Source organism: Streptomyces sp. NBC_00510, assembly GCA_036013505.1.
In the GTDB taxonomy this organism is placed as follows: Bacteria; Actinomycetota; Actinomycetes; order Streptomycetales; family Streptomycetaceae; genus Actinacidiphila.
The window spans coordinates 4663326-4682163 of record CP107851.1 but is presented as its reverse complement, the minus strand read 5'-3'; the positions used below and the strand labels follow the sequence as shown (position 1 = coordinate 4682163).

The following is an 18838-nucleotide window of genomic DNA, read 5'->3' as shown; positions in this document are numbered from 1 at the left end:
GCCCGCTTCCGGTCGTACGACCCCCGCTCACCTGCTCGATTGTGTTCAATGGGTGAAGGCGGAACACCGGCCTGCTCTACGCTGCGTGATCGGAACACGACAATCGGATGTGACTTGAGTCACAAGGGGCATGAATTGTTGACCCTGTGTACCGGTCGAACTGCTCGCTGTGATTCAGTTGCGGTGGGAATTGGACCACAACGGACCACAAGCAGTCTCAGGAGTTGTCGTCGAGGGCCCGGGGAGAGCGCATGGACACCGAGTCGGAGCCGTATGTCCGCCTCGCGACCCTGCGCCAGGTGCACCAGGTCGTGGCCGACCTCAACTGCGCGCGCAGCCTCGCCGACACCCTGCAGGCCGTGGCCGACGGCGTCGTCAAGGGCCTCGGCTTCGAACTGGCCGTGGTCAACCTCGTCCGCCCGGACGGTGACCTGGTCGTCGCCGCCGTCGCCGGGAGTGCCGCCGCGGAGGCCCTGATGGCCGGCCGGGTCGGCTCGCGCGCCTCCTGGGAGCGCCGGCTCACCATGGGGGAGCGCTGGGGCACCCTGCGCTTCATACCCCACCACGAGGGCTGGGTCCTGGACGGCGACGACGTCCCCAGCTGGCCCGGCGACGGCCCGCCGCCCCGCTTCCCCGACGAGTGGCACCCCGAGGACCGCCTCCTCGCTCCCATGCACGCCAACCCGGCCGGCGGGGGCGAGCTGATCGGCGTCATCTCCGTCGACCGTCCCGTGGGCGGCCGCCGGCCCGGCCCCTGGGGCCGCGAGGCGTTGCAGATGTACGCCTTCCAGTCCGCCATCGCCATCAGCAACGCGCGTCTACGTGCAAATATGCAACGCGCCCTGGTCCGTCTGGAGCGCGAGCAGCAGGCGCTGCGGGCCAGCGAGGAGAGCTTCCGGCAGGCCTTCGAGTACGCCCCCAGCGGCATGGCCATCGCCGAGATGGGCGGAGACCAGCACGGCAAGCTGGTCCGCACCAACGACGCGCTGTGCCGGCTGCTCGGCCGCCCGGCCGCGGTGCTGCGCCGCCACTCCTTCTCCGACCTCGTCCACCCCGAGGACGTCGGCGTCCTGCTGCGCACCAGCGCCGAGGGCGGCCGCGCCGAACTGCGGCTGCAGCGCCGCGACGGCAGTTACGTGTGGGTCAACCTGCGCAACTCCGTCGTCGCCGACACCGCAGACGGGCCGCGCTTCCTGCTCACCCACGTCGAGGACATCGAGGAGCGCAAGGGCCGCGAGATCGCCCTCGCCCACCGCGCCAGCCACGACTCGCTCACCGGCCTGCCCAACAGCGCCGAACTGCGCGCCCGGCTGTCCGGCAAGATCTGCGCCCGTCCGCAGGCCCCGGACGCCGACGGCCACACCGCCGCCCACGCGGGCACCGACGAGTTCGCCTACACCTACGACTACGACCCGATCGAAAGCGCCGCCCGGCTGTCCGGCTTCGACCACCACACCCACACCGTCGCGCCCTCCGACGACGCGGACGGCGGCAAGGGCCTGGCCGTGCTCTTCTGCGACCTGGACGGCTTCAAGTCGATCAACGACCGCTTCGGCCACCACACCGGCGACGCCGTGCTCATCGAGGTCGCCCGCCGGCTCACCAGCGCGGTGCGGGACGGCGACACCGTGGCCCGGCTGGGCGGCGACGAGTTCGTCGTCCTCGCCGACGGCCTCGGCCGGGAGGACGCCGAGGACCTCGCCGTCCGCCTGCGCAACGCGATCATCCCGCCGATCCGCTTCGAGGGACGCGCGGTCCGGGTCGGGGCGAGCTTCGGCATCGGCTGGGCCGGCTGCGGCATGACCGCGGACGAGGTGCTGCAATCCGCGGACCAGCGCATGTACATCGAGAAGCGCTCCCGCAACGGCACCCGCAGCCACCGCCGCGCCGCGGGCTGACCGCACGGAGGACGCACCCCCGGCGGCCCGGTGGCCTCATCCTCGGCGGAGGGCGCGCGTCCACCCTGGGGAGTACCCCGGATCGCTCCTCCGGTTGACTCCCGCACGCATCCGGGATGCCTACGCTGGGTTACGTGCAGCGTCTCTACGATTTCCTCCGCAGGCACCCGACCTGGGTCGACGGCTTCTGGGCCCTCGTCCTGCTCGGGATCTCCTCCCTGTGGATCGTCGCCGACGACCTGCACGCGCACTCCCGGGTCGCCGCCGTGCCGCTGGCCCTCGCGCTGTCCGCCGTGGTCGCGCTGCGCCGCCGCATGCCGGAGAAGATGCTGCTGCTCGCCGTCCTCGTCGGGGCGCTCCAGCTGCTGCTGGACGTCCAGGTCAACCCCGGCGACTTCGCCATGCTGGTGATCATCTACACCGTCGCGGCCAACGGCGCCCGCTGGGCGTCCCGGCTCGCCCTCGCCGGCGGCCTGGTCGCCTCCACCATCTCCACGCTGCGCTGGCCCAACGAGACCGAAGGCCAATGGGCCGACGCCGTCTCCGCCGTCTTCCTCGCCGTCCCCTTCCTGCTCGCCTGGGTGATCGGCGACAGCCTCCGCACCCGCCGCGCCTACTACGCCGAGCTGGAGGAACGCGCCGCCCGCCTGCAGCGCGAACGCGAGGCCCAGTCCAAGGCCGCGGTCGCCGCCGAACGCGCCCGGATCGCGCGCGAACTGCACGACGTCGTCGCCCACAACGTCTCCGTCATGGTCGTCCAGGCCGACGGCGCGGCCTATGTGCTGGACGCCTCCCCGGAGCAGGCCAAGCAGGCCCTGGAGACCATCTCCACCACCGGCCGCCAGGCGCTCACCGAGATGCGCCGCCTGCTCGGGGTGCTGCGCGCCGGCGACGACGGGGGCGGCGAGTACGTGCCGCAGCCCGGCGTCGACCAGCTGACCGACCTCATAGAGCAGGTCCGGGGCGCCGGCCTGCCGGTCGCCTTCGAGGTCGAGGGGGAGTCCCGGCCGCTCGCCAGCGGCGTCGAGCTCACCGCGTACCGCATCGTGCAGGAGGCGCTCACCAACACCCGCAAGCACGGCGGGCCCGAGGCGCGCGCCAAGGTCCGGCTCACCTTCGGCGACGGCGACCTCAGCCTCCTCATCGAGGACGACGGCCGCGGCGCCCAGCAGGAGCTCTACGAAGGCGGCGGCGAGGACGGCCAGGGCCAGGGCCTCATCGGCATGCGCGAACGCGTCGGCATGGTCAGCGGCACCCTGGACGCCGGCCCGCGCCCCGGTGGAGGCTTCCGGATCAGCGCGGTGCTCCCGGTGAAGGCTTCCCGCTAGCGGGAACGGAATGACGACAGAAGAGGGAAAGAGGACCGGACCCATGGCGATCCGCGTGATGCTCGTCGACGACCAGGTGCTGCTGCGCACCGGCTTCCGCATGGTGCTGCAGGCCCAGCCCGACATGGAGGTCGTCGCCGAGGCCGGGGACGGCGCGGAAGCCGTCGCGACCCTGCGCACCACCCCGGTGGACGTGGTCCTCATGGACGTCCGCATGCCCCGCCTGGACGGCGTCGAGGCCACCCGCCAGATCTGCGGCGCCCCCGACCGCACCCCCGACGACGGCGGGCCCCGCGTGCTCATCCTGACCACCTTCGACCTCGACGAGTACGCCTTCTCCGCGCTCAAGGCCGGCGCGAGCGGCTTCATGCTCAAGGACGTCCCCCCGGACGAGCTGCTCACGGCGATCCGCGCCGTCCACAGCGGCGACGCGGTCGTCGCCCCCAGCACCACGCGGCGCCTGCTGGACCGCTTCACCCCGCTGCTGCCGAGCACGAGCCAGCCGACGCACAAGCAGGTGGACCGGCTGACGGACCGCGAGCGGGAGGTGCTTTTGCTGGTCGCCCAGGGGCTGTCGAACGGGGAGATCGCGGCGAAGCTGGTGCTCAGCGAGGCGACGGTGAAGACGCACGTCGGGCGCATCCTCACGAAGCTGGATCTGCGGGACCGGGTGCAGGCGGTCGTCCTCGCGTACGAGACGGGGCTTGTCCGCGCCGGCAGCGGTGGCGGCGCGTAGCCGCACAGCGGGGGCCCGGTGATTGTGTGCGGGTTGTTTGCGCCTGCGGCGGGTATCCCCCGCCCGCCCTCCCGATTGCCCGGCGCGGTCGGTGACCGCCTCGCGCGGTCGTTGTTGGGTCGGTGCCGCGCCGGGGTACGCCCCCAGCCTTCGGCCGGGGGGACCCCCACCTCGGCGCTCGCGGCGCTGCCCTACGTCATCCGGCATCGCGCGCACCGCTCGTCGCCTGCGGGGTGCGCCCGGAAGCGACGAGCGGGGGACCCGGCGCCGAATACTGCAGGGGTAAACCGCGAGCGCTGAGGACGTGCGCCGGCGCGGCCCCGACCCAGGCACACGATGCGCAGGCCCGCACTGACCGCGCCGGGCAATCGGGCGGGCGGCGGGGAACCGCCCGCCGCAGGCGCAAACAACCCGCACACAAATACCGAGCCGCACACAACCACCGGGCGGCCCGGCGCAGCCGCTCGCGCGTGGGTCAGGCGGTACCGCGGGCGACGTCCACGAGATGGAGGAAGTCCGCGACGGCGTCCCCCACGGCGGCGGCGTCCCACTCGAGGGCGGACGCCCCCACCGTGACCTCCGTCATGGCGACTCCCGGCACTTCCGCCTCCGCCCAGCGGCCGAAGAGCGCCGTCTTGGTCTCCTCGGCCTGCCGCACCGCGGCCTCGTTGAGGAGGTCCGGGGACTGTGCGAGCCACACCTGGAACTGGTGCGTGTGCGGTACGTCCGGGTGGACCCGGACCCAGCCCGCCCCCGCCGCGAGTGCGTCCCGCAGGGCCGCCGCGACGACCTTCGCGTGGGCCACGTACTCCGGCAGGCGCGGCAGCTCGCGGTCGAGCCCGTCGAGCGCCGCCAGCACCGCCGGCCACTGCTGGAAGACCAGCCCGCCGTAGCGGTGCCGCCAGGTGCGCGCCTCGGCGGCGAGGTCGGCGGGGCAGGCCAAGGCGGCGCCGGAGACGCCGCCGAGGGACTTGTAGAAGGAGACGTACACGCTGTCGGCGAGCCCCGCGATCTCGTCCAGGGGCTGCCCGAAGTGCGGCGGGCACTCCCACAGGCGGGCGCCGTCGAAGTGGACGACGGCGTCGCGCTCGCGTGCCGCGGCCACGGTGGCGGTGAGTTCGTCCCAGGTGGGGAGGACGAAGCCGGCGTCCCGGAGCGGCAGCTCCAGCATGAGCGTGCCGAAGGGCTCGTCCATGCCGCGCACCTCGTCCGCGTCCGGTATGCGGCGGGCCGTGGTGGGGTGGACGGTCCGCAGCCCGCTCAGCGCGGACAGCGCGCCGCGCTCGTGCACCTCGGGGTGGGCCAGCGGGTGCAGCGCGACGACCGGGTTGCCGGTGCGTCCCGCCCAGCAGCGCAGGGCGACCTGCTGGGCCATCGTCCCGGTGGGGAACCAGACGGCCTCCTCCGTGCCGAGCAACCCGGCCACCCGGTGCTCCAGTTCGGCGACGATCCCGTCGCCGTACATGTCCACGGGGCCGTCCAGGCCGTCCCGTCCGGCCAGTCTCGCCAGCCGTTCCCGCATCGTGGCGGGTTTCCCGTGGGACAGCACGCGGTCGCAGGCGCGTACGGCGGCGATGCGCCGCGCCTTCTCGTCATCGGCAGAGGTCATGGACCGATCCTGCCGCCCCGGAGGGCGCGGGGAAACATTCGCGTAGCATTGACGAGAACGTCCGGTACCCCCGTGAGGACTGGAACGGAAGGCCAGCGCAGCGTGAACGCATCGCACACCCCGGGGCCCCTGCCCCCCGACGTGGAGGCCCGCCCCGCGCGGCTCACGGTCGGCGTCGTCGGCGCGGGGCGGGTCGGTACCGCGCTCGCGGCCGCGCTGAAGCTCGCCGGGCACCACCCGGTCGCGGCGTCGGGTGTGTCCGACGCCTCACGCCGCCGTGCCGCCGCCCTGCTGCCCGACGTGCCGCTCGTGGAGCCGGCCGAGGTGCTGGCCCGCTCCGAGCTCGTCCTGCTGACGGTGCCGGACGACGCGCTGCCGGAGCTCGTGACCGGCCTCGCCGAGACCGGAGCCGTACGGCCGGGCCAGTTGCTGGTGCACACCTCGGGCCGGTACGGCACCGGCGTGCTGCAGCCGGCCCTGCGCGCGGGCGCGCTGCCGCTGGCCCTGCACCCCGCGATGACCTTCACCGGCACCTCCGTCGACGTGCAGCGGCTGGCCGGCTGCTCGTTCGGCGTCACGGCACCGGCGGAGCTGCGGATGGCGGCCGAGGCCCTGGTGATCGAGATGGGCGGTGAGCCCGAGTGGATCGAGGAGTCGGCGCGCCCGCTCTACCACGCGGGCCTGGCGATCGGCGCGAACCACCTGGTCACCCTGGTCGCCCAGTCCATGGAGCTGCTGCGCGCCTCCGGCGTCGCCGAACCCGGCCGCATGCTGGGCCCGCTGCTCGGCGCGGCCCTGGACAACGCCCTGCGCTCCGGTGACGCGGCCCTCACCGGCCCGGTCGCCCGCGGCGACGCGGGCACGGTCGCGGCGCACCTGGCGGAGCTGCGCCGACACGCGCCGGAGATGGTGGCCCCGTACGTCGCGATGGCCCGCGCCACGGCGGACCGCGCCCTGGCGGGCGGGATGCTGAAGCCGGAGTTCGCGGAGGCGCTGCTGGGCGTCCTGGCGGACGGCGCCGAGGGGGGAAAGCGATGACCAGGCTGGTGCACACCGCGCGTGAGCTGCGGGCGGCCGTCGAGGGCCGGCCCGGCGAGGTCGGGGTCGTCATGACCATGGGCGCGCTGCACGAGGGGCACGCGACCCTCGTGCGGACCGCCCGCGAGCGGGTGGGGGACGGCACCGTCGTCGTCACCGTCTTCGTCAACCCGCTGCAGTTCGGGCCGGACGAGGACTTCGACCGCTACCCGCGCACCCTCGACGCCGACGTCGAGACCGCCGGGCGGGCCGGCGCCGACCTCGTCTTCGCGCCCGCCGCCGACGAGGTCTACCCCGGCGGGCAGCCGCAGGTGCGGATCAGCGCCGGGCCGATGGGCGAGGGCTACGAGGGCGCCGTGCGCCCCGGCCACTTCGACGGCATGCTGACCGTCGTCGCCAAGCTGCTCCACCTGACCCGGCCGGACGTCGCCTTCTACGGCCAGAAGGACGCCCAGCAACTGGCCCTCATCCGCCGCATGGTGACGGACCTGAACTTCCCGGCCGAGATCGTCGGCGTGCCCACGGTCCGCGAGCCGGACGGCCTGGCCCTGTCCAGCCGCAACCGGTACCTCTCCGACGGCGACCGCGGGACCGCCCTCACCCTCTCCCGCGCCCTGTTCGCCGGGCGCGACGCGCTGGACGACGGGCCGGAGGCTGTACGGGCCGCGGCGCGGACGGTGTTGGAGAAGGGCGACGGCCTCGCCGTGGACTACCTCGCCCTGATCGACCCGCGAGACTTCACCGAGGCCGCCCCCGGCCACACCGGGCCGGCGGTGCTCGCGGTCGCCGCCAGGGTCGGCACGACCCGGCTGATCGACAACATCCCCCTGGAGTTCGGAGCCCGCCGATGAGCGGCACAGGTACAGGCATACGGCTGCACTCCCCCGCGCCCGGCTGGGCGCACGAGGCGGACGTGGTGGTGGTCGGCTCCGGCGTCGCCGGGCTGACGGTGGCGCTGCGCTGCGCCGCGCAGGGCGCCAAGGTCACCGTCGTCACCAAGGCGCGGCTCGACGACGGCTCCACGCGGTGGGCGCAGGGCGGCATCGCCGCCGCCCTCGGCGAGGGCGACACCCCGGAGCAGCACCTGGACGACACCCTTGTGGCGGGCGCCGGCCTCTGTGACGAGGAGGCGGTGCGCACCCTGGTCACCGAGGGCCCCGACGCCGTCCGCCGGCTGATCGCGACGGGCGCGCACTTCGACACCAGTGAGGCCACCGGCGAGATCCTGCTGACCCGGGAGGGCGGCCACCACCGCCGCCGGATCGCCCACGCGGGCGGCGACGCGACGGGCCTGGAGATCTCCCGGGCGCTGATCGAGGCCGTGCGCGAGGCCAGGATCGAGTTCATCGAGAACGCGCTCGTGCTCGACCTGCTGACCGACGCCGAGGGCCGTACCGCGGGCGTCACCCTGCACGTCATGGGCGAGGGGCAGCGTGACGGCGTCGGCGCCGTGCGGGCCCGCGCCGTGGTGCTGGCCACCGGCGGCATGGGGCAGGTCTTCTCGGCCACGACCAACCCGGCGGTGTCCACGGGCGACGGGGTGGCGCTCGCGCTGCGCGCCGGCGCGGAGGTCTCGGACCTGGAGTTCGTGCAGTTCCACCCGACGGTGCTCTTCCTCGGCGCGGACGCGGAGGGCCAGCAGCCGCTGGTCTCCGAGGCCGTGCGCGGGGAGGGCGCGTACCTCGTGGACGCCGACGGGGTGCGCTTCATGCAGGGGCAGCACGAGCTGGCCGAGCTGGCGCCGCGCGACATCGTCGCCAAGGGCATCATGCGCCGCATGCAGGAGACCGGCGCCCAGCACATGTACCTCGACGGCCGGCACTTCGGCGCGCGGATGTGGGAGCAGCGCTTCCCGACGATCCTGGCCGCCTGCCGCGCCAACGGCATCGACCCGGTCACCACGCCGATCCCGGTGGCGCCCGCGGCGCACTACGCCTCCGGCGGCGTCCGCACCGACCTGCACGGCCGCACCACGGTGCCCGGCCTGTACGCGTGCGGCGAGGTCGCCTGCACGGGCGTGCACGGCGCCAACCGGCTGGCGTCCAACTCCCTCCTGGAGGGGCTGGTCTTCGCCGAGCGCATCGCCGCCGACATCGCCGAGCACCCCGCGGCCCCCGGCGCCCCGGTGGTCCCGGAACCGGGCCGTTCCCCGCTGCTGCCCTCCGAGGCCCGCTTCGCGATCCAGCGGATCATGACGCGCGGCGCGGGAGTGCTGCGCAGCGCGGACAGCCTGGAGGGCGCGGCGGCGGCGCTGAGCCGGATGTACGCCGACGCCGAGGAACTGCTGGAGCGCGACGGCAAGACGGCCGAGCCCTGCGTGGAGACCTGGGAGGCGACCAACCTCTGCCTGGTCGCCCGGGTCCTGGTCGAGGCGGCCCGCCGCCGTGAGGAGACCCGCGGCTGCCACTGGCGCGAGGACCGGCCCGGGCGCGACGACGAGAACTGGCGCCGGCACATCGTCGTCCGGCTCCCCGCCGGTGGTGCGGGGCTGCCCGCGGCACCCACTAGTCTCACCATCCGCACCACCCCCACAGCGGACCTTCCCGCTACCCGTCCTGGAACGGAGCACCTGCGATGAGCACGCCCGACCTCCCCCTCCTGCAGATCGGCGGCGCCGGCGGCGGTGGCTGCGGCGACGGCTGCGGCTGCGGTTCCGGCGACGACTACGCGCACGACCCGAGCGAGTGCGGTCTCGACCCCGACCTCGCGCGGCTGCTCGTCGACGCCGGGCTGGACCCGGTGCTGGTCGAGGACGTCGCGCACATGGCCATCGAGGAGGACCTGGACGGCGGGGTGGACGTCACCACCGTGGCCACCATCCCCGAGGACGCCCTGGCCACCGGTGACTTCACCGCGCGCGAGGCCGGCGTGGTCGCCGGGCTGCGGGTCGCCGAGGCGGTCCTGTCCATCGTGTGCACCGACGAGTTCGAGGTCGAGCGGCACGTCGAGGACGGCGACCGGGTCGAGGCGGGTCAAGTGCTGCTCTCCGTGCGCACCCGTACGAGGGACTTGCTGACCGCCGAGCGCAGCGCGCTCAACCTGATGTGCCGGCTGTCCGGGATCGCCACCACCACGCGCCGCTGGGCCGACGCGCTGGAGGGCACCAAGGCGCAGGTCCGCGACACCCGGAAGACGACCCCGGGCCTGCGCGCGCTGGAGAAGTACGCGGTCCGCTGCGGCGGCGGCGTCAACCACCGCATGTCGCTGTCGGACGCGGCCCTGGTCAAGGACAACCACGTGGTCGCCGCGGGCGGCGTGGCGGCCGCCTTCAAGGCCGTCCGCGAGGAGTTCCCCGAGCTGGCGATCGAGGTCGAGGTCGACACCCTGCACCAGGTCCGCGAGGTCCTGGAGGCGGGCGCGGACCTGATCCTGCTGGACAACTTCACCCCCTCCGAGACGGAGGAGGCGGTCGCCATCGTCGCGGGCCGCGCCCTGCTGGAGTCCTCCGGCCGGCTCTCCCTGGACAACGCCCGCGCCTACGCCGCGACCGGCGTCGACTACCTCGCCGTGGGCGCCCTGACGCACTCCTCGCCGATCCTCGACATCGGGCTGGACCTGCGGTCCGAGGGGTCGGAGCGGGACTGATGCTTCTCACCATCGACGTCGGCAACACCCACACCGTCCTGGGGCTGTTCGACGGGGACGAGATCGTCGAGCACTGGCGGGTCTCCACCGACGCGCGCCGCACGGCGGACGAGATGGCCGTCCTCATGCAGGGCCTGATGGGCATGCACCCGCTGCTCGGCGAGGAGCTGGGCGACAACATCCACGGGATCGCCATCTGCTCCACCGTCCCCTCGGTGCTGCACGAGCTGCGGGAGGTGACGCGCCGTTACTACGGCGACGTGCCGGCGGTCCTCGTCGAGCCCGGCGTCAAGACCGGCGTCCCGGTGCTCACCGACAACCCCAAGGAAGTCGGCTCCGACCGGATCATCAACTCCCTCGCCGCCGTCCACCTCTACGGCGGGCCGTGCATCGTGGTGGACTTCGGCACGGCCACCACCTTCGACGCGGTCACGACGCGCGGCGAGTACGCCGGCGGCGCCATCGCCCCCGGCATCGAGATCTCCGTGGACGCCCTGGGCGCCCGCGGCGCCCAGTTGCGCAAGGTGGAGCTGACCCGCCCGCGCAGCGTCATCGGCAAGAACACCATCGAGGCCATGCAGTCCGGCATCCTGTACGGCTTCGCCGGCCAGGTGGACGGCGTGGCCGAGCGGATGGCGCGGGAGCTCGCCGACGACCCGGACGACGTCACGGTCATCGCCACCGGCGGGCTGGCGCCGCTGGTGCTGGGCGAGTCGGCGGTCATCGATGTCCACGAGCCCTGGCTGACCCTGATAGGCCTCCGGCTGGTCTACGAGCGGAACGTGTCGACGACCTGACGGCCCGGCAGGCGCACGGGGGAGGCACGCGGCACGCCCGGCCATATCTGGTTACGCGTATTTTGTTCGCTTAGTACGTAAAGTCAGACCATGCCCACGCCACACGGGTCCCGAGGCGGAATGGCGTTCAGCGCGGATGAACTGCGCGTGCTCCGGCGCGCCCTCTCAGCGGCCCTCCAGTCCAGCACCATGATCCCCACCCCCGACGAGGTCAGGGACTATCTGCGCCTCGCCGAGGACATCGACGAGGCGGCCCGCGAGGGCGGGCGGCTGCGGACCTTCCAGCTCGCGGAACTCGCCCGGTACCGGGCGGCGCTGCCGGGCAGCGCCGCCGGCTACCTCGAGCGGCTGACGGGCGCGCTCGACACCGGTTACGTGCCCCTGCCGGACGACCTCGCCGCGCTGCGCCGACTGCACGACGCGCCGTGCACGGACGCCGAGGCGCACCGCAGGCGGGCCGTGCTGCGCCGCTGCGAGCACCTGGCGGAGCTCGACGTGCGTGCCCGCCTGGAGGCGCGCATCCCCGCTCCCTCACAGCCCTGCGGCACGCCCTCCACCGGCAGGGCCCGGCTGCGCGCGCTGCCCGGCGGACGGGCCGCCGCCGACGATCCCAAGCCGGGCCCCAAGCCCGAGCCGAAGACGCCCCCCGCCGAGCCGGCCGCGCCGGACCCCGGTGAGGAGAAGCGCAAGGTGCCCACGCCGGCCGAGATCTTCCCGCCGCGCCGCCGCACGCCGCCGCCCCCCGAGGAGCGGGCCACGGGCTGACGCCGGGTCACCGCACAACCTTCCGGAGACGTCACGGGTCCATCCCGTGACGTCTCCCGTGCGTTCACGGGTGCGCCACCTGACCGTCGACTTCCTCAGGGGGAACCCGGCATGAGACTCACCCGGCTCGCGGTCTGCACCGCGGCCGCCGTCATGACCGCGACGGCGGGATCCGCCGTCATGGCGGGCGCGGCCTCGGCCGAGCCCCTCAGAGCCGAACTGCACCTGACCGCACCCGGCGACGTCGGGGTGGCGGCGACGAGCACCGCGTACAAGACGTTCGAGATCACCGCCCTGGTCCAGCGCTTCGACGACGGGCAGGTGCCGGAGCCCGCCCACGAGGTCGTCGTCACCATGGACCTCGCCGCCCTGGCCGGCGTCGTGGACGTGGCGCTCCCCGCGGACCTGTGTGCCGCCTCGGGCACCACGGCCACCTGCTCGCTGGGCGCGGTCGACCACGCCGGCACCGCGATACCCGTGAGGATGCGGGCCGCCGCCGGCTCCAGGACCGACGACGCCGCGACGCTGCGCTACTCGGTGAGCGCCAAGGACGCCAGGCCGGATCCCGACAGCATGACCGCCACCCGGATCACGGTCGGCAGCGGCCCGGACCTCGTCGTCCCGAAGTCGTCCACCGCCTCCGACGTGCGGCCCGGCGACACCCTCGACCTGCCGGTCGTCATCGCCAACGTCGGTGACCGGCCCACCCGCGGCGGCGTCTCCGTCCTGGTGCGGACCAACCTCACCCGCTCCTTCGGCACGGGCCTGGTGATGGCGGACGACTTCGGCAACTGCCGCCACGCCCCGCTGGGCCAGCCGGAGGACGCCTTCGTCTGTCACTTCGCCACCGACATCGCCCCGGGCGAGGTGTGGGAACTCGCGCAGCCGCTGAAGATCGAGGTCGAGTCCGGCGCCACCGACGGCAGGGTGGGCTACCAGGCCGACCTGATCGGCGGAAACCTCGACGACGACGCACAGCTCGGCACCCCCGGTACCGGGGCCCCGCTCACCCTGGTCCGCAAGACGTCCGCCCCGGCGGCGAAGGACACGCGCGGCCCCGGGACGGCGGCCCGGAAGCTCGCCGCGCAGGAGGGCCGGGACGTCGACTACACCGACAACCTCGGCGGCCTGGACATCACGATGTACGACCCCGAGGGCCCGGCCCCCGGCCACCGCGGGGCGGACCTGGTCGCGATCGGGGACACGGTCCGGGCGACGGTCGGCGAGCGGACGAAGGCCGTCGTGGGCCTGCGCAACGAGGGCGACGAGGCCGCGCGGGCACGCGGCACCAGCGGGACCGGGCCGGCCACCTGGGTCGCGGTGGAGATCCCCCGCGGGGTGCGGGTCACGGCGCGCGACGGCGCCTGCAGGCTGACCACGAGCGCGGACTGGGACGACTACCCGGGCGGCGTCACCTTCGGCGACGACCCGCAGGACGTCGCGCCCGTGCCGACCGGGACGATCTACTACTGCCACACCCGGCACTCGATCGAGCCCGGCACCTCCCAGACCTTCTCCTTCACCCTCGTCGCGGACCGGGCACTGGACGGGGCCACCGGTCTGGTCTTCGCGGCCTCGGACTACGGCGTCGACCGCAAGGGCCAGAAGAACAACGCGGGCGTCCTCACGGTCACGGCCAAGGCGTCGTCCGGCTCCGGCGGGAGCACCTCGGGCGGTTCCGGGGTGGTTCCTGCCGGAGGGACGGGCTCCCTCGCCGCCACCGGCGCGGGGCCTGTACGTCCCCTGGCGGCCGGCTCGGCGGCCTGCGCCGTCCTGGGCGCCCTCCTGGTGGCGGCCGTCCGCCGCAGGGCGCGTACGGGCGCGTAGCCGCCCCTCAGCGGCGAAGCCGTGGCCCCGGCCCGCGACGACGCGGACCGGGGCCACGGCTTCGCCCGACCGGGGGACGCGCCCCCCGGTGGTGGTCCGCCGCGGGGCGCGGCGGGGGGCGTGGCTACCCTGGTGCCATGGACTACGTCTCCGCGCTCGTGCCCCCCACCGTGATGGCCATCGCGTTCACCTTCCTCATCCGGACGCTGATCAGGAGCCAGGGCGGGGTCAACAAGGCCAAGGAGGACGCGGTGGTCGACGCCGCGCTGTCCGGCGCGCAGCCCCCGGCCCAGCGGTCGGGCGGCATCGAGAAGCCCCGGGTGTGACCTCGGGATTTCCGGCATTCCGGGCATTGTGCCCGTAAGCAACTAGTATTCGGGTGTGCCCCGTCCATTGGGAGACCTCGAAGACGCCGTGATGAGCCGGGTGTGGCGCTGGAACCGCCCGGTGACGGTGCGCGAGGTGCTGGAGGATCTCCGCCGGGAGCGCTCGATCGCGTACACGACGGTCATGACCGTAATGGACAACCTTCATCAGAAGGGCTGGCTCCGGCGGGAAGCCGAAGGACGCGCCTATCGCTATGAGGCGGTTTCCACTCGGGCCGCTTACTCGGCGGCACTCATGCACGAGGCGTGGGCCGCCAGCGACAACCCCGCGGCGGCCCTTGTCGCCTTCTTCGGCATGATGTCGGCGGAACAGCGAGAAGCCCTCCGTGACGCAATGCGGGTGGTGCAATCCGCTGATCCGGGTGACCCCGGGGAGACGGGCGGATCGGACGGGCGATAGCGTCCGCACATGCGCGCCGCATCAAATGACGTCACCATCCGCCGGGCCCGGACGGCCGACGTGCCGGCTGTCCGGCGACTGCTCGACGCCTATGTCCGCGACCGCATCCTGCTCGACAAGCCGACGGTGACGCTTTACGAGGACATCCAGGAGTTCTGGGTGGCCGAACACGACCAGGACGCCGAAGTGGTGGCCTGCGGCGCATTGCACGTGATGTGGGAGGACCTCGCCGAGGTGCGCACCCTCGCGGTCGATCCGGCGCAGCACGGCAAGGGCGTCGGGCATCTCGTGCTGGAGAAGCTGCTGCAGACCGCGCGGTGGCTGGGAGTGCGGCGAATTTTCTGCCTCACCTTCGAAGTGGACTTCTTCGCGAAGCACGGCTTCGTGGAGATCGGCGAGACGCCGGTCGACGGTGATGTCTTCGGTGAGCTGCTGCGCTCAAAGGACGAGGGCGTGGCCGAGTTCCTCGACCTCGAACGAGTGAAACCGAACACCTTGGGCAACAGCCGGATGCTGTTGCATCTGTGAGGCTGCCCACGGCGTCCGTCCGGCACAACAGTATGTCCGAAACGTTCCCGCGGAAGACCGCGGGGATGGTGGCCGGCCGGGAGCAGTTCGGGCAAGGGGTTTGAGTTTTCCGGGAAAAGGCGGTTTGCTTTTACCGGTTATCCGTATTCGATGAAAGGGAAGCCGGTGGCACAGAAGGTTCAGGTCCTTCTTGTTGACGACCTCGACGGCGGCGAGGCGGATGAGACCGTGACGTTCGCACTCGACGGAGTGACGTACGAGATCGACCTCACCACCGACAACGCCGACAAGCTGCGTGGTCTCCTCGGTCCGTACGTGGACAACGGCCGCCGTACCGGTGGCCGCGCCGGCCGGGGCCGCGCCGCGAAGGGCGCCTCCCGCGGGGGCGCCGCGAGCCAGGACACCGCGAAGATCCGCGCGTGGGCCAAGGAAGAGGGTTACGAGGTCAACGACCGCGGCCGTGTCCCCGCGCAGATCCGCGAGGCGTACGAGAAGGCGCACGGCTGATCGGTCCGGGCGACACGCAGCCGGACCCGGTGGCAGGCGGTCGCGAGCGCGGAGACCAGGGCCGTCAGGCCCACGGTCCCTCCGGAGCGTCCGTCCGCCGCGGGGTTGGGCTGCGTGCCGAGGGTCATGGCGGGCAGGGAGAACGGCGCGCCGGCGTGGCGCCCGCCGTCCGGAACGGGCGGCCGGAGCCAGGCCTGCGCGCCGTCGTCGTAGGCGGCCTCCCGCCCGCACAGCGGTACGAGGTCGAGCGGGATGCCGCTCCACTCCAGCCAGTCCAGCAGGCCGGGCAGTTCCTCGGCGCTGCCCGGGGCGACGAAGAAGCGCATCCGGTACCCCGCCAGGGCGACAGGTCCCGTCCGGGGCGCCGGGAAGCGGCCGAGCACCTCGTGCCCCGCCTCCGCGGGGACGTCGAGGGCGTCCGCGTGTTCCAGGGTCGCCGGGACCCGTGAGGCCTGCATGCCCTGCGCAACGCTCCCCGGGGGTCCCGGGTTACGAGGCGGGTCACCGGGAGTGCCCGGCCGGCCGGTTCCCGTCACCCTCCGTGAATCCCCAGGACGCAAGTCTGTTCGCCTATAGCAGACAGCGGGCGTGCTCCCGGCATGGACTGTCCGTGCGGGCGGGTAAGAAATACCTAGTGGGAACGGACGACGGCCATGTCGGACAGGCGGGGCGTTCGCCCTCGGCGTACTGGATAAAGGGCTATCCGCCTGGCCTGCGGGAACATCGTCTCGCACCATCGGGTTGAGGCTGTTGTCGACGGCGCGGGGGTTAACGACCTCGCAAGGTGTCGACGGTTGAAGTGAGCTGCCCCGCTGTGCGGGACTAGCATGCGGAAGGACAGGGAGGGGACACGCCCCTAACTGCCCGACCGCTCTGAGGAGCGATTAACGATGTTCGAGAGGTTCACCGACCGCGCGCGGCGGGTTGTCGTCCTGGCTCAGGAAGAAGCCCGGATGCTCAACCACAACTACATCGGCACCGAGCACATCCTCCTGGGCCTTATCCACGAGGGTGAGGGTGTCGCCGCTAAGGCCCTGGAGAGCCTCGGGATTTCGCTCGAGGCGGTCCGCCAGCAGGTTGAGGAGATCATCGGACAGGGGCAGCAGGCCCCGTCCGGCCACATCCCCTTCACCCCCCGGGCCAAGAAGGTCCTGGAGCTGTCGCTCCGCGAGGCCCTCCAGCTCGGCCACAACTACATCGGCACCGAGCACATCCTGCTCGGCCTGATCCGCGAGGGCGAGGGCGTCGCCGCCCAGGTCCTCGTGAAGCTGGGCGCCGATCTCAACCGGGTGCGGCAGCAGGTCATCCAGCTGCTCTCCGGCTACCAGGGCAAGGAGGCCGCCACCGCCGGCGGTCCGGCCGAGGGCACCCCCTCGACCTCGCTCGTCCTGGACCAGTTCGGCCGCAACCTCACGCAGGCCGCTCGTGAGACCAAGCTCGACCCGGTCATCGGGCGCGAGAAGGAGATCGAGCGCGTGATGCAGGTGCTGTCGCGCCGCACCAAGAACAACCCCGTCCTCATCGGCGAGCCCGGCGTCGGCAAGACCGCCGTCGTCGAGGGCCTGGCCCAGGCCATCGTCAAGGGCGAGGTCCCGGAGACGCTGAAGGACAAGCAGCTCTACACCCTGGACCTCGGCGCCCTGGTGGCCGGCTCCCGGTACCGCGGTGACTTCGAGGAGCGCCTGAAGAAGGTGCTCAAGGAGATCCGCACCCGCGGCGACATCATCCTGTTCATCGACGAGCTCCACACCCTGGTGGGTGCGGGCGCCGCCGAGGGCGCGATCGACGCCGCCTCGATCCTCAAGCCGATGCTCGCCCGCGGCGAGCTGCAGACCATCGGCGCCACCACGCTCGACGAGTACCGCAAGCACCTGGAGAAGGACGCGGCCCTGGAGCGCCGCTTCCAGCCCATCCAGGTCGCGGAGCCGTCGCTGCCGCACACCATCGAGATCCTCAAGGGCCTGCGGGACCGCTACGAGGCCCACCACCGCGTGTCCATCACGGACGCCGCCCTGGTGGCCGCGGCGACCCTCGCCGACCGCTACATCTCGGACCGCTTCCTGCCGGACAAGGCGATCGACCTGATCGACGAGGCCGGTTCCCGGATGCGCATCCGCCGGATGACCGCTCCGCCGGACCTGCGCGAGTTCGACGAGAAGATCGCCGACGTGCGCCGGGAGAAGGAGTCCGCGATCGACTCGCAGGACTTCGAGAAGGCCGCTTCCCTCCGCGACAAGGAGAAGCAGCTGCTCTCCGCGAAGACCAAGCGGGAGAAGGAGTGGAAGGCCGGCGACATGGACGTCGTCGCCGAGGTCGACGAGGAGCTGATCGCCGAGGTCCTGGCCACCGCCACGGGCATCCCGGTCTTCAAGCTCACCGAGGAGGAGTCCTCGCGTCTGCTGCGCATGGAGGACGAGCTGCACAAGCGCGTCATCGGCCAGAAGGACGCGATCAAGGCCCTCTCGCAGGCCATCCGCCGTACGCGGGCCGGTCTGAAGGACCCCAAGCGCCCCGGTGGCTCGTTCATCTTCGCCGGCCCGTCCGGTGTCGGTAAGACCGAGCTCTCCAAGACGCTCGCCGAGTTCCTCTTCGGCGACGAGGACGCGCTGATCCAGCTCGACATGTCCGAGTTCAGCGAGAAGCACACCGTCTCGCGGCTGTTCGGCTCCCCGCCCGGATACGTCGGCTACGAGGAGGGCGGCCAGCTCACCGAGAAGGTGCGCCGCAAGCCGTTCTCGGTCGTCCTCTTCGACGAGGTCGAGAAGGCCCACCCGGACATCTTCAACAGCCTGCTGCAGATCCTGGAGGACGGTCGCCTGACCGATTCCCAGGGCCGGGTCGTGGACTTCAAGAACACGGTCATCATCATGACCACCAACCTCGGCACCCGGGACATCTCCAAGGGCTTCAACCTCGGCTTCGCGGCCGCGGGTGACGTCAAGACCGGGTACGAGCGGATGAAGGCCAAGGTCGGCGAGGAGCTCAAGCAGCACTTCCGCCCCGAGTTCCTGAACCGTGTCGACGACATCGTGGTCTTCCACCAGCTCAGCGAGGAAGACATCATCCAGATCGTCGACCTCATGATCGCCCGGGTGGACGAGCGCCTCAGGGACAAGGACATGGGCATCGAGCTCAGCCCCGAGGCCAAGTCGCTGCTCGCCAAGCGTGGCTACGACCCCGTGCTGGGCGCCCGGCCGCTGCGCCGGACGATCCAGCGCGAGATCGAGGACGTGCTCTCCGAGAAGATCCTCTTCGGCGAGCTGCGCACCGGTCACATCGTGGTCGTGGGCACCGAGGGCGAGGGCGAGAACATCAAGTTCACCTTCCGGGGTGAGGAGAAGGTCGCCGTCGCCGACGCGCCTCCGGTCGAGGCGGCCGGCGGGCCGAACCTCAGCAAGGAAGCGTAACCGCAAGTAATCGCACAGCGAGCCGAC

At 72.6% G+C, this 18838-nt stretch carries 17 protein-coding genes; 15 read left to right on the top strand and 2 right to left on the bottom strand.

What is annotated here, in order from left to right; genetic code table 11:
• The first annotated feature begins 251 nt into the window (after nucleotides 1-251).
• From cdgB to OG937_20915, 3 genes are all read left to right on the top strand, one after another.
• Nucleotides 252-1898 carry a diguanylate cyclase CdgB gene (cdgB, locus tag OG937_20925; GenBank protein WUD73976.1) on the top strand — a complete coding sequence of 549 codons (1647 nt, stop codon included), beginning with the start codon at nucleotides 252-254 and terminating at the stop codon, nucleotides 1896-1898.
• A gap of 134 nt (nucleotides 1899-2032) precedes the next feature.
• Nucleotides 2033-3226, top strand: coding sequence for a sensor histidine kinase (locus OG937_20920; protein WUD73975.1), 1194 nt, complete (start codon nucleotides 2033-2035; stop codon nucleotides 3224-3226).
• Nucleotides 3227-3269: 43 nt separating this feature from the next.
• The gene (locus tag OG937_20915; protein ID WUD73974.1) at nucleotides 3270-3962 is read left to right on the top strand and encodes a response regulator transcription factor; all 693 of its coding nucleotides are present in this window, start codon (nucleotides 3270-3272) and stop codon (nucleotides 3960-3962) included.
• A 475-nt stretch (nucleotides 3963-4437) separates the two neighbouring features.
• On the opposite strand, the gene OG937_20910 is transcribed toward OG937_20915, so the two are convergent.
• Complete coding sequence (locus OG937_20910) at nucleotides 4438-5571, bottom strand: beta-eliminating lyase-related protein (GenBank protein ID WUD73973.1); 1134 nt, start codon at nucleotides 5569-5571, stop codon at nucleotides 4438-4440.
• A gap of 102 nt (nucleotides 5572-5673) precedes the next feature.
• On the opposite strand from OG937_20910, the gene OG937_20905 reads away from it, so the two are divergent.
• The 11 genes from OG937_20905 to OG937_20855 all read left to right on the top strand — a co-directional run bounded on the left by OG937_20905 (nucleotide 5674) and on the right by OG937_20855 (nucleotide 15404).
• The gene (locus OG937_20905) at nucleotides 5674-6609 is read left to right on the top strand and encodes a DUF2520 domain-containing protein (protein ID WUD73972.1); all 936 of its coding nucleotides are present in this window, start codon (nucleotides 5674-5676) and stop codon (nucleotides 6607-6609) included.
• Nucleotides 6606-7460, top strand: coding sequence for a pantoate--beta-alanine ligase (gene panC / locus OG937_20900; GenBank protein WUD73971.1), 855 nt, complete (start codon nucleotides 6606-6608; stop codon nucleotides 7458-7460). Before OG937_20905 ends, panC begins: the two co-directional genes overlap by 4 nt.
• Entirely contained in the window at nucleotides 7457-9187 is a 1731-nt protein-coding gene (locus OG937_20895; GenBank protein ID WUD73970.1) for an L-aspartate oxidase, read from the top strand. Before panC ends, OG937_20895 begins: the two co-directional genes overlap by 4 nt.
• Nucleotides 9184-10194 (top strand): carboxylating nicotinate-nucleotide diphosphorylase, encoded by a 1011-nt coding sequence (gene nadC, locus OG937_20890; protein WUD73969.1) that lies wholly within the window; start codon nucleotides 9184-9186, stop codon nucleotides 10192-10194. Before OG937_20895 ends, nadC begins: the two co-directional genes overlap by 4 nt.
• Entirely contained in the window at nucleotides 10194-10991 is a 798-nt protein-coding gene (locus tag OG937_20885; GenBank protein WUD73968.1) for a type III pantothenate kinase, read from the top strand. Before nadC ends, OG937_20885 begins: the two co-directional genes overlap by 1 nt.
• A gap of 90 nt (nucleotides 10992-11081) precedes the next feature.
• Entirely contained in the window at nucleotides 11082-11756 is a 675-nt protein-coding gene (locus tag OG937_20880; GenBank protein WUD73967.1) for a hypothetical protein, read from the top strand.
• 111 nt (nucleotides 11757-11867) lie between these two features.
• Nucleotides 11868-13583 (top strand): hypothetical protein, encoded by a 1716-nt coding sequence (locus OG937_20875; protein WUD73966.1) that lies wholly within the window; start codon nucleotides 11868-11870, stop codon nucleotides 13581-13583.
• A 137-nt stretch (nucleotides 13584-13720) separates the two neighbouring features.
• On the top strand, nucleotides 13721-13909 hold the full coding sequence (locus OG937_20870; protein WUD73965.1) for a hypothetical protein: 189 nt from the start codon (nucleotides 13721-13723) through the stop codon (nucleotides 13907-13909).
• Between the two features lie 55 nt (nucleotides 13910-13964).
• Nucleotides 13965-14369 (top strand): BlaI/MecI/CopY family transcriptional regulator, encoded by a 405-nt coding sequence (locus tag OG937_20865; GenBank protein WUD73964.1) that lies wholly within the window; start codon nucleotides 13965-13967, stop codon nucleotides 14367-14369.
• 9 nt (nucleotides 14370-14378) lie between these two features.
• Nucleotides 14379-14897, top strand: a complete 519-nt coding sequence (locus tag OG937_20860) for an amino-acid N-acetyltransferase (GenBank protein WUD73963.1) — start codon at nucleotides 14379-14381, stop codon at nucleotides 14895-14897.
• Between the two features lie 165 nt (nucleotides 14898-15062).
• Nucleotides 15063-15404 (top strand): Lsr2 family protein, encoded by a 342-nt coding sequence (locus OG937_20855; protein WUD73962.1) that lies wholly within the window; start codon nucleotides 15063-15065, stop codon nucleotides 15402-15404.
• On the opposite strand, the gene OG937_20850 is transcribed toward OG937_20855, so the two are convergent.
• On the bottom strand, nucleotides 15335-15862 hold the full coding sequence (locus OG937_20850) for a hypothetical protein (protein ID WUD73961.1): 528 nt from the start codon (nucleotides 15860-15862) through the stop codon (nucleotides 15335-15337). The two genes, OG937_20855 and OG937_20850, sit on opposite strands and share 70 nt — an antisense overlap.
• Nucleotides 15863-16294: 432 nt before the next feature.
• Here OG937_20850 and OG937_20845 point away from each other — a divergent pair, with 432 nt between their 5' ends.
• Nucleotides 16295-18811 (top strand): ATP-dependent Clp protease ATP-binding subunit, encoded by a 2517-nt coding sequence (locus OG937_20845; protein ID WUD73960.1) that lies wholly within the window; start codon nucleotides 16295-16297, stop codon nucleotides 18809-18811.
• The last annotated feature ends 27 nt before the right edge of the window (nucleotides 18812-18838 follow it).

Coding starts and splice junctions, on each gene's coding strand:
- cdgB (WUD73976.1), top strand. CDS start 252: ATGGACACCGAGTCGGAGCCGTATGTCCGCCTCGCGACCCTGCGCCAG.
- OG937_20915 (WUD73974.1), top strand. CDS start 3,270: ATGGCGATCCGCGTGATGCTCGTCGACGACCAGGTGCTGCTGCGCACC.
- OG937_20910 (WUD73973.1), bottom strand. CDS start 5,571: ATGACCTCTGCCGATGACGAGAAGGCGCGGCGCATCGCCGCCGTACGC.
- panC (WUD73971.1), top strand. CDS start 6,606: ATGACCAGGCTGGTGCACACCGCGCGTGAGCTGCGGGCGGCCGTCGAG.
- OG937_20895 (WUD73970.1), top strand. CDS start 7,457: ATGAGCGGCACAGGTACAGGCATACGGCTGCACTCCCCCGCGCCCGGC.
- nadC (WUD73969.1), top strand. CDS start 9,184: ATGAGCACGCCCGACCTCCCCCTCCTGCAGATCGGCGGCGCCGGCGGC.
- OG937_20885 (WUD73968.1), top strand. CDS start 10,194: ATGCTTCTCACCATCGACGTCGGCAACACCCACACCGTCCTGGGGCTG.
- OG937_20880 (WUD73967.1), top strand. CDS start 11,082: ATGCCCACGCCACACGGGTCCCGAGGCGGAATGGCGTTCAGCGCGGAT.
- OG937_20875 (WUD73966.1), top strand. CDS start 11,868: ATGAGACTCACCCGGCTCGCGGTCTGCACCGCGGCCGCCGTCATGACC.
- OG937_20870 (WUD73965.1), top strand. CDS start 13,721: ATGGACTACGTCTCCGCGCTCGTGCCCCCCACCGTGATGGCCATCGCG.
- OG937_20860 (WUD73963.1), top strand. CDS start 14,379: ATGCGCGCCGCATCAAATGACGTCACCATCCGCCGGGCCCGGACGGCC.
- OG937_20850 (WUD73961.1), bottom strand. CDS start 15,862: ATGCAGGCCTCACGGGTCCCGGCGACCCTGGAACACGCGGACGCCCTC.
- OG937_20845 (WUD73960.1), top strand. CDS start 16,295: ATGTTCGAGAGGTTCACCGACCGCGCGCGGCGGGTTGTCGTCCTGGCT.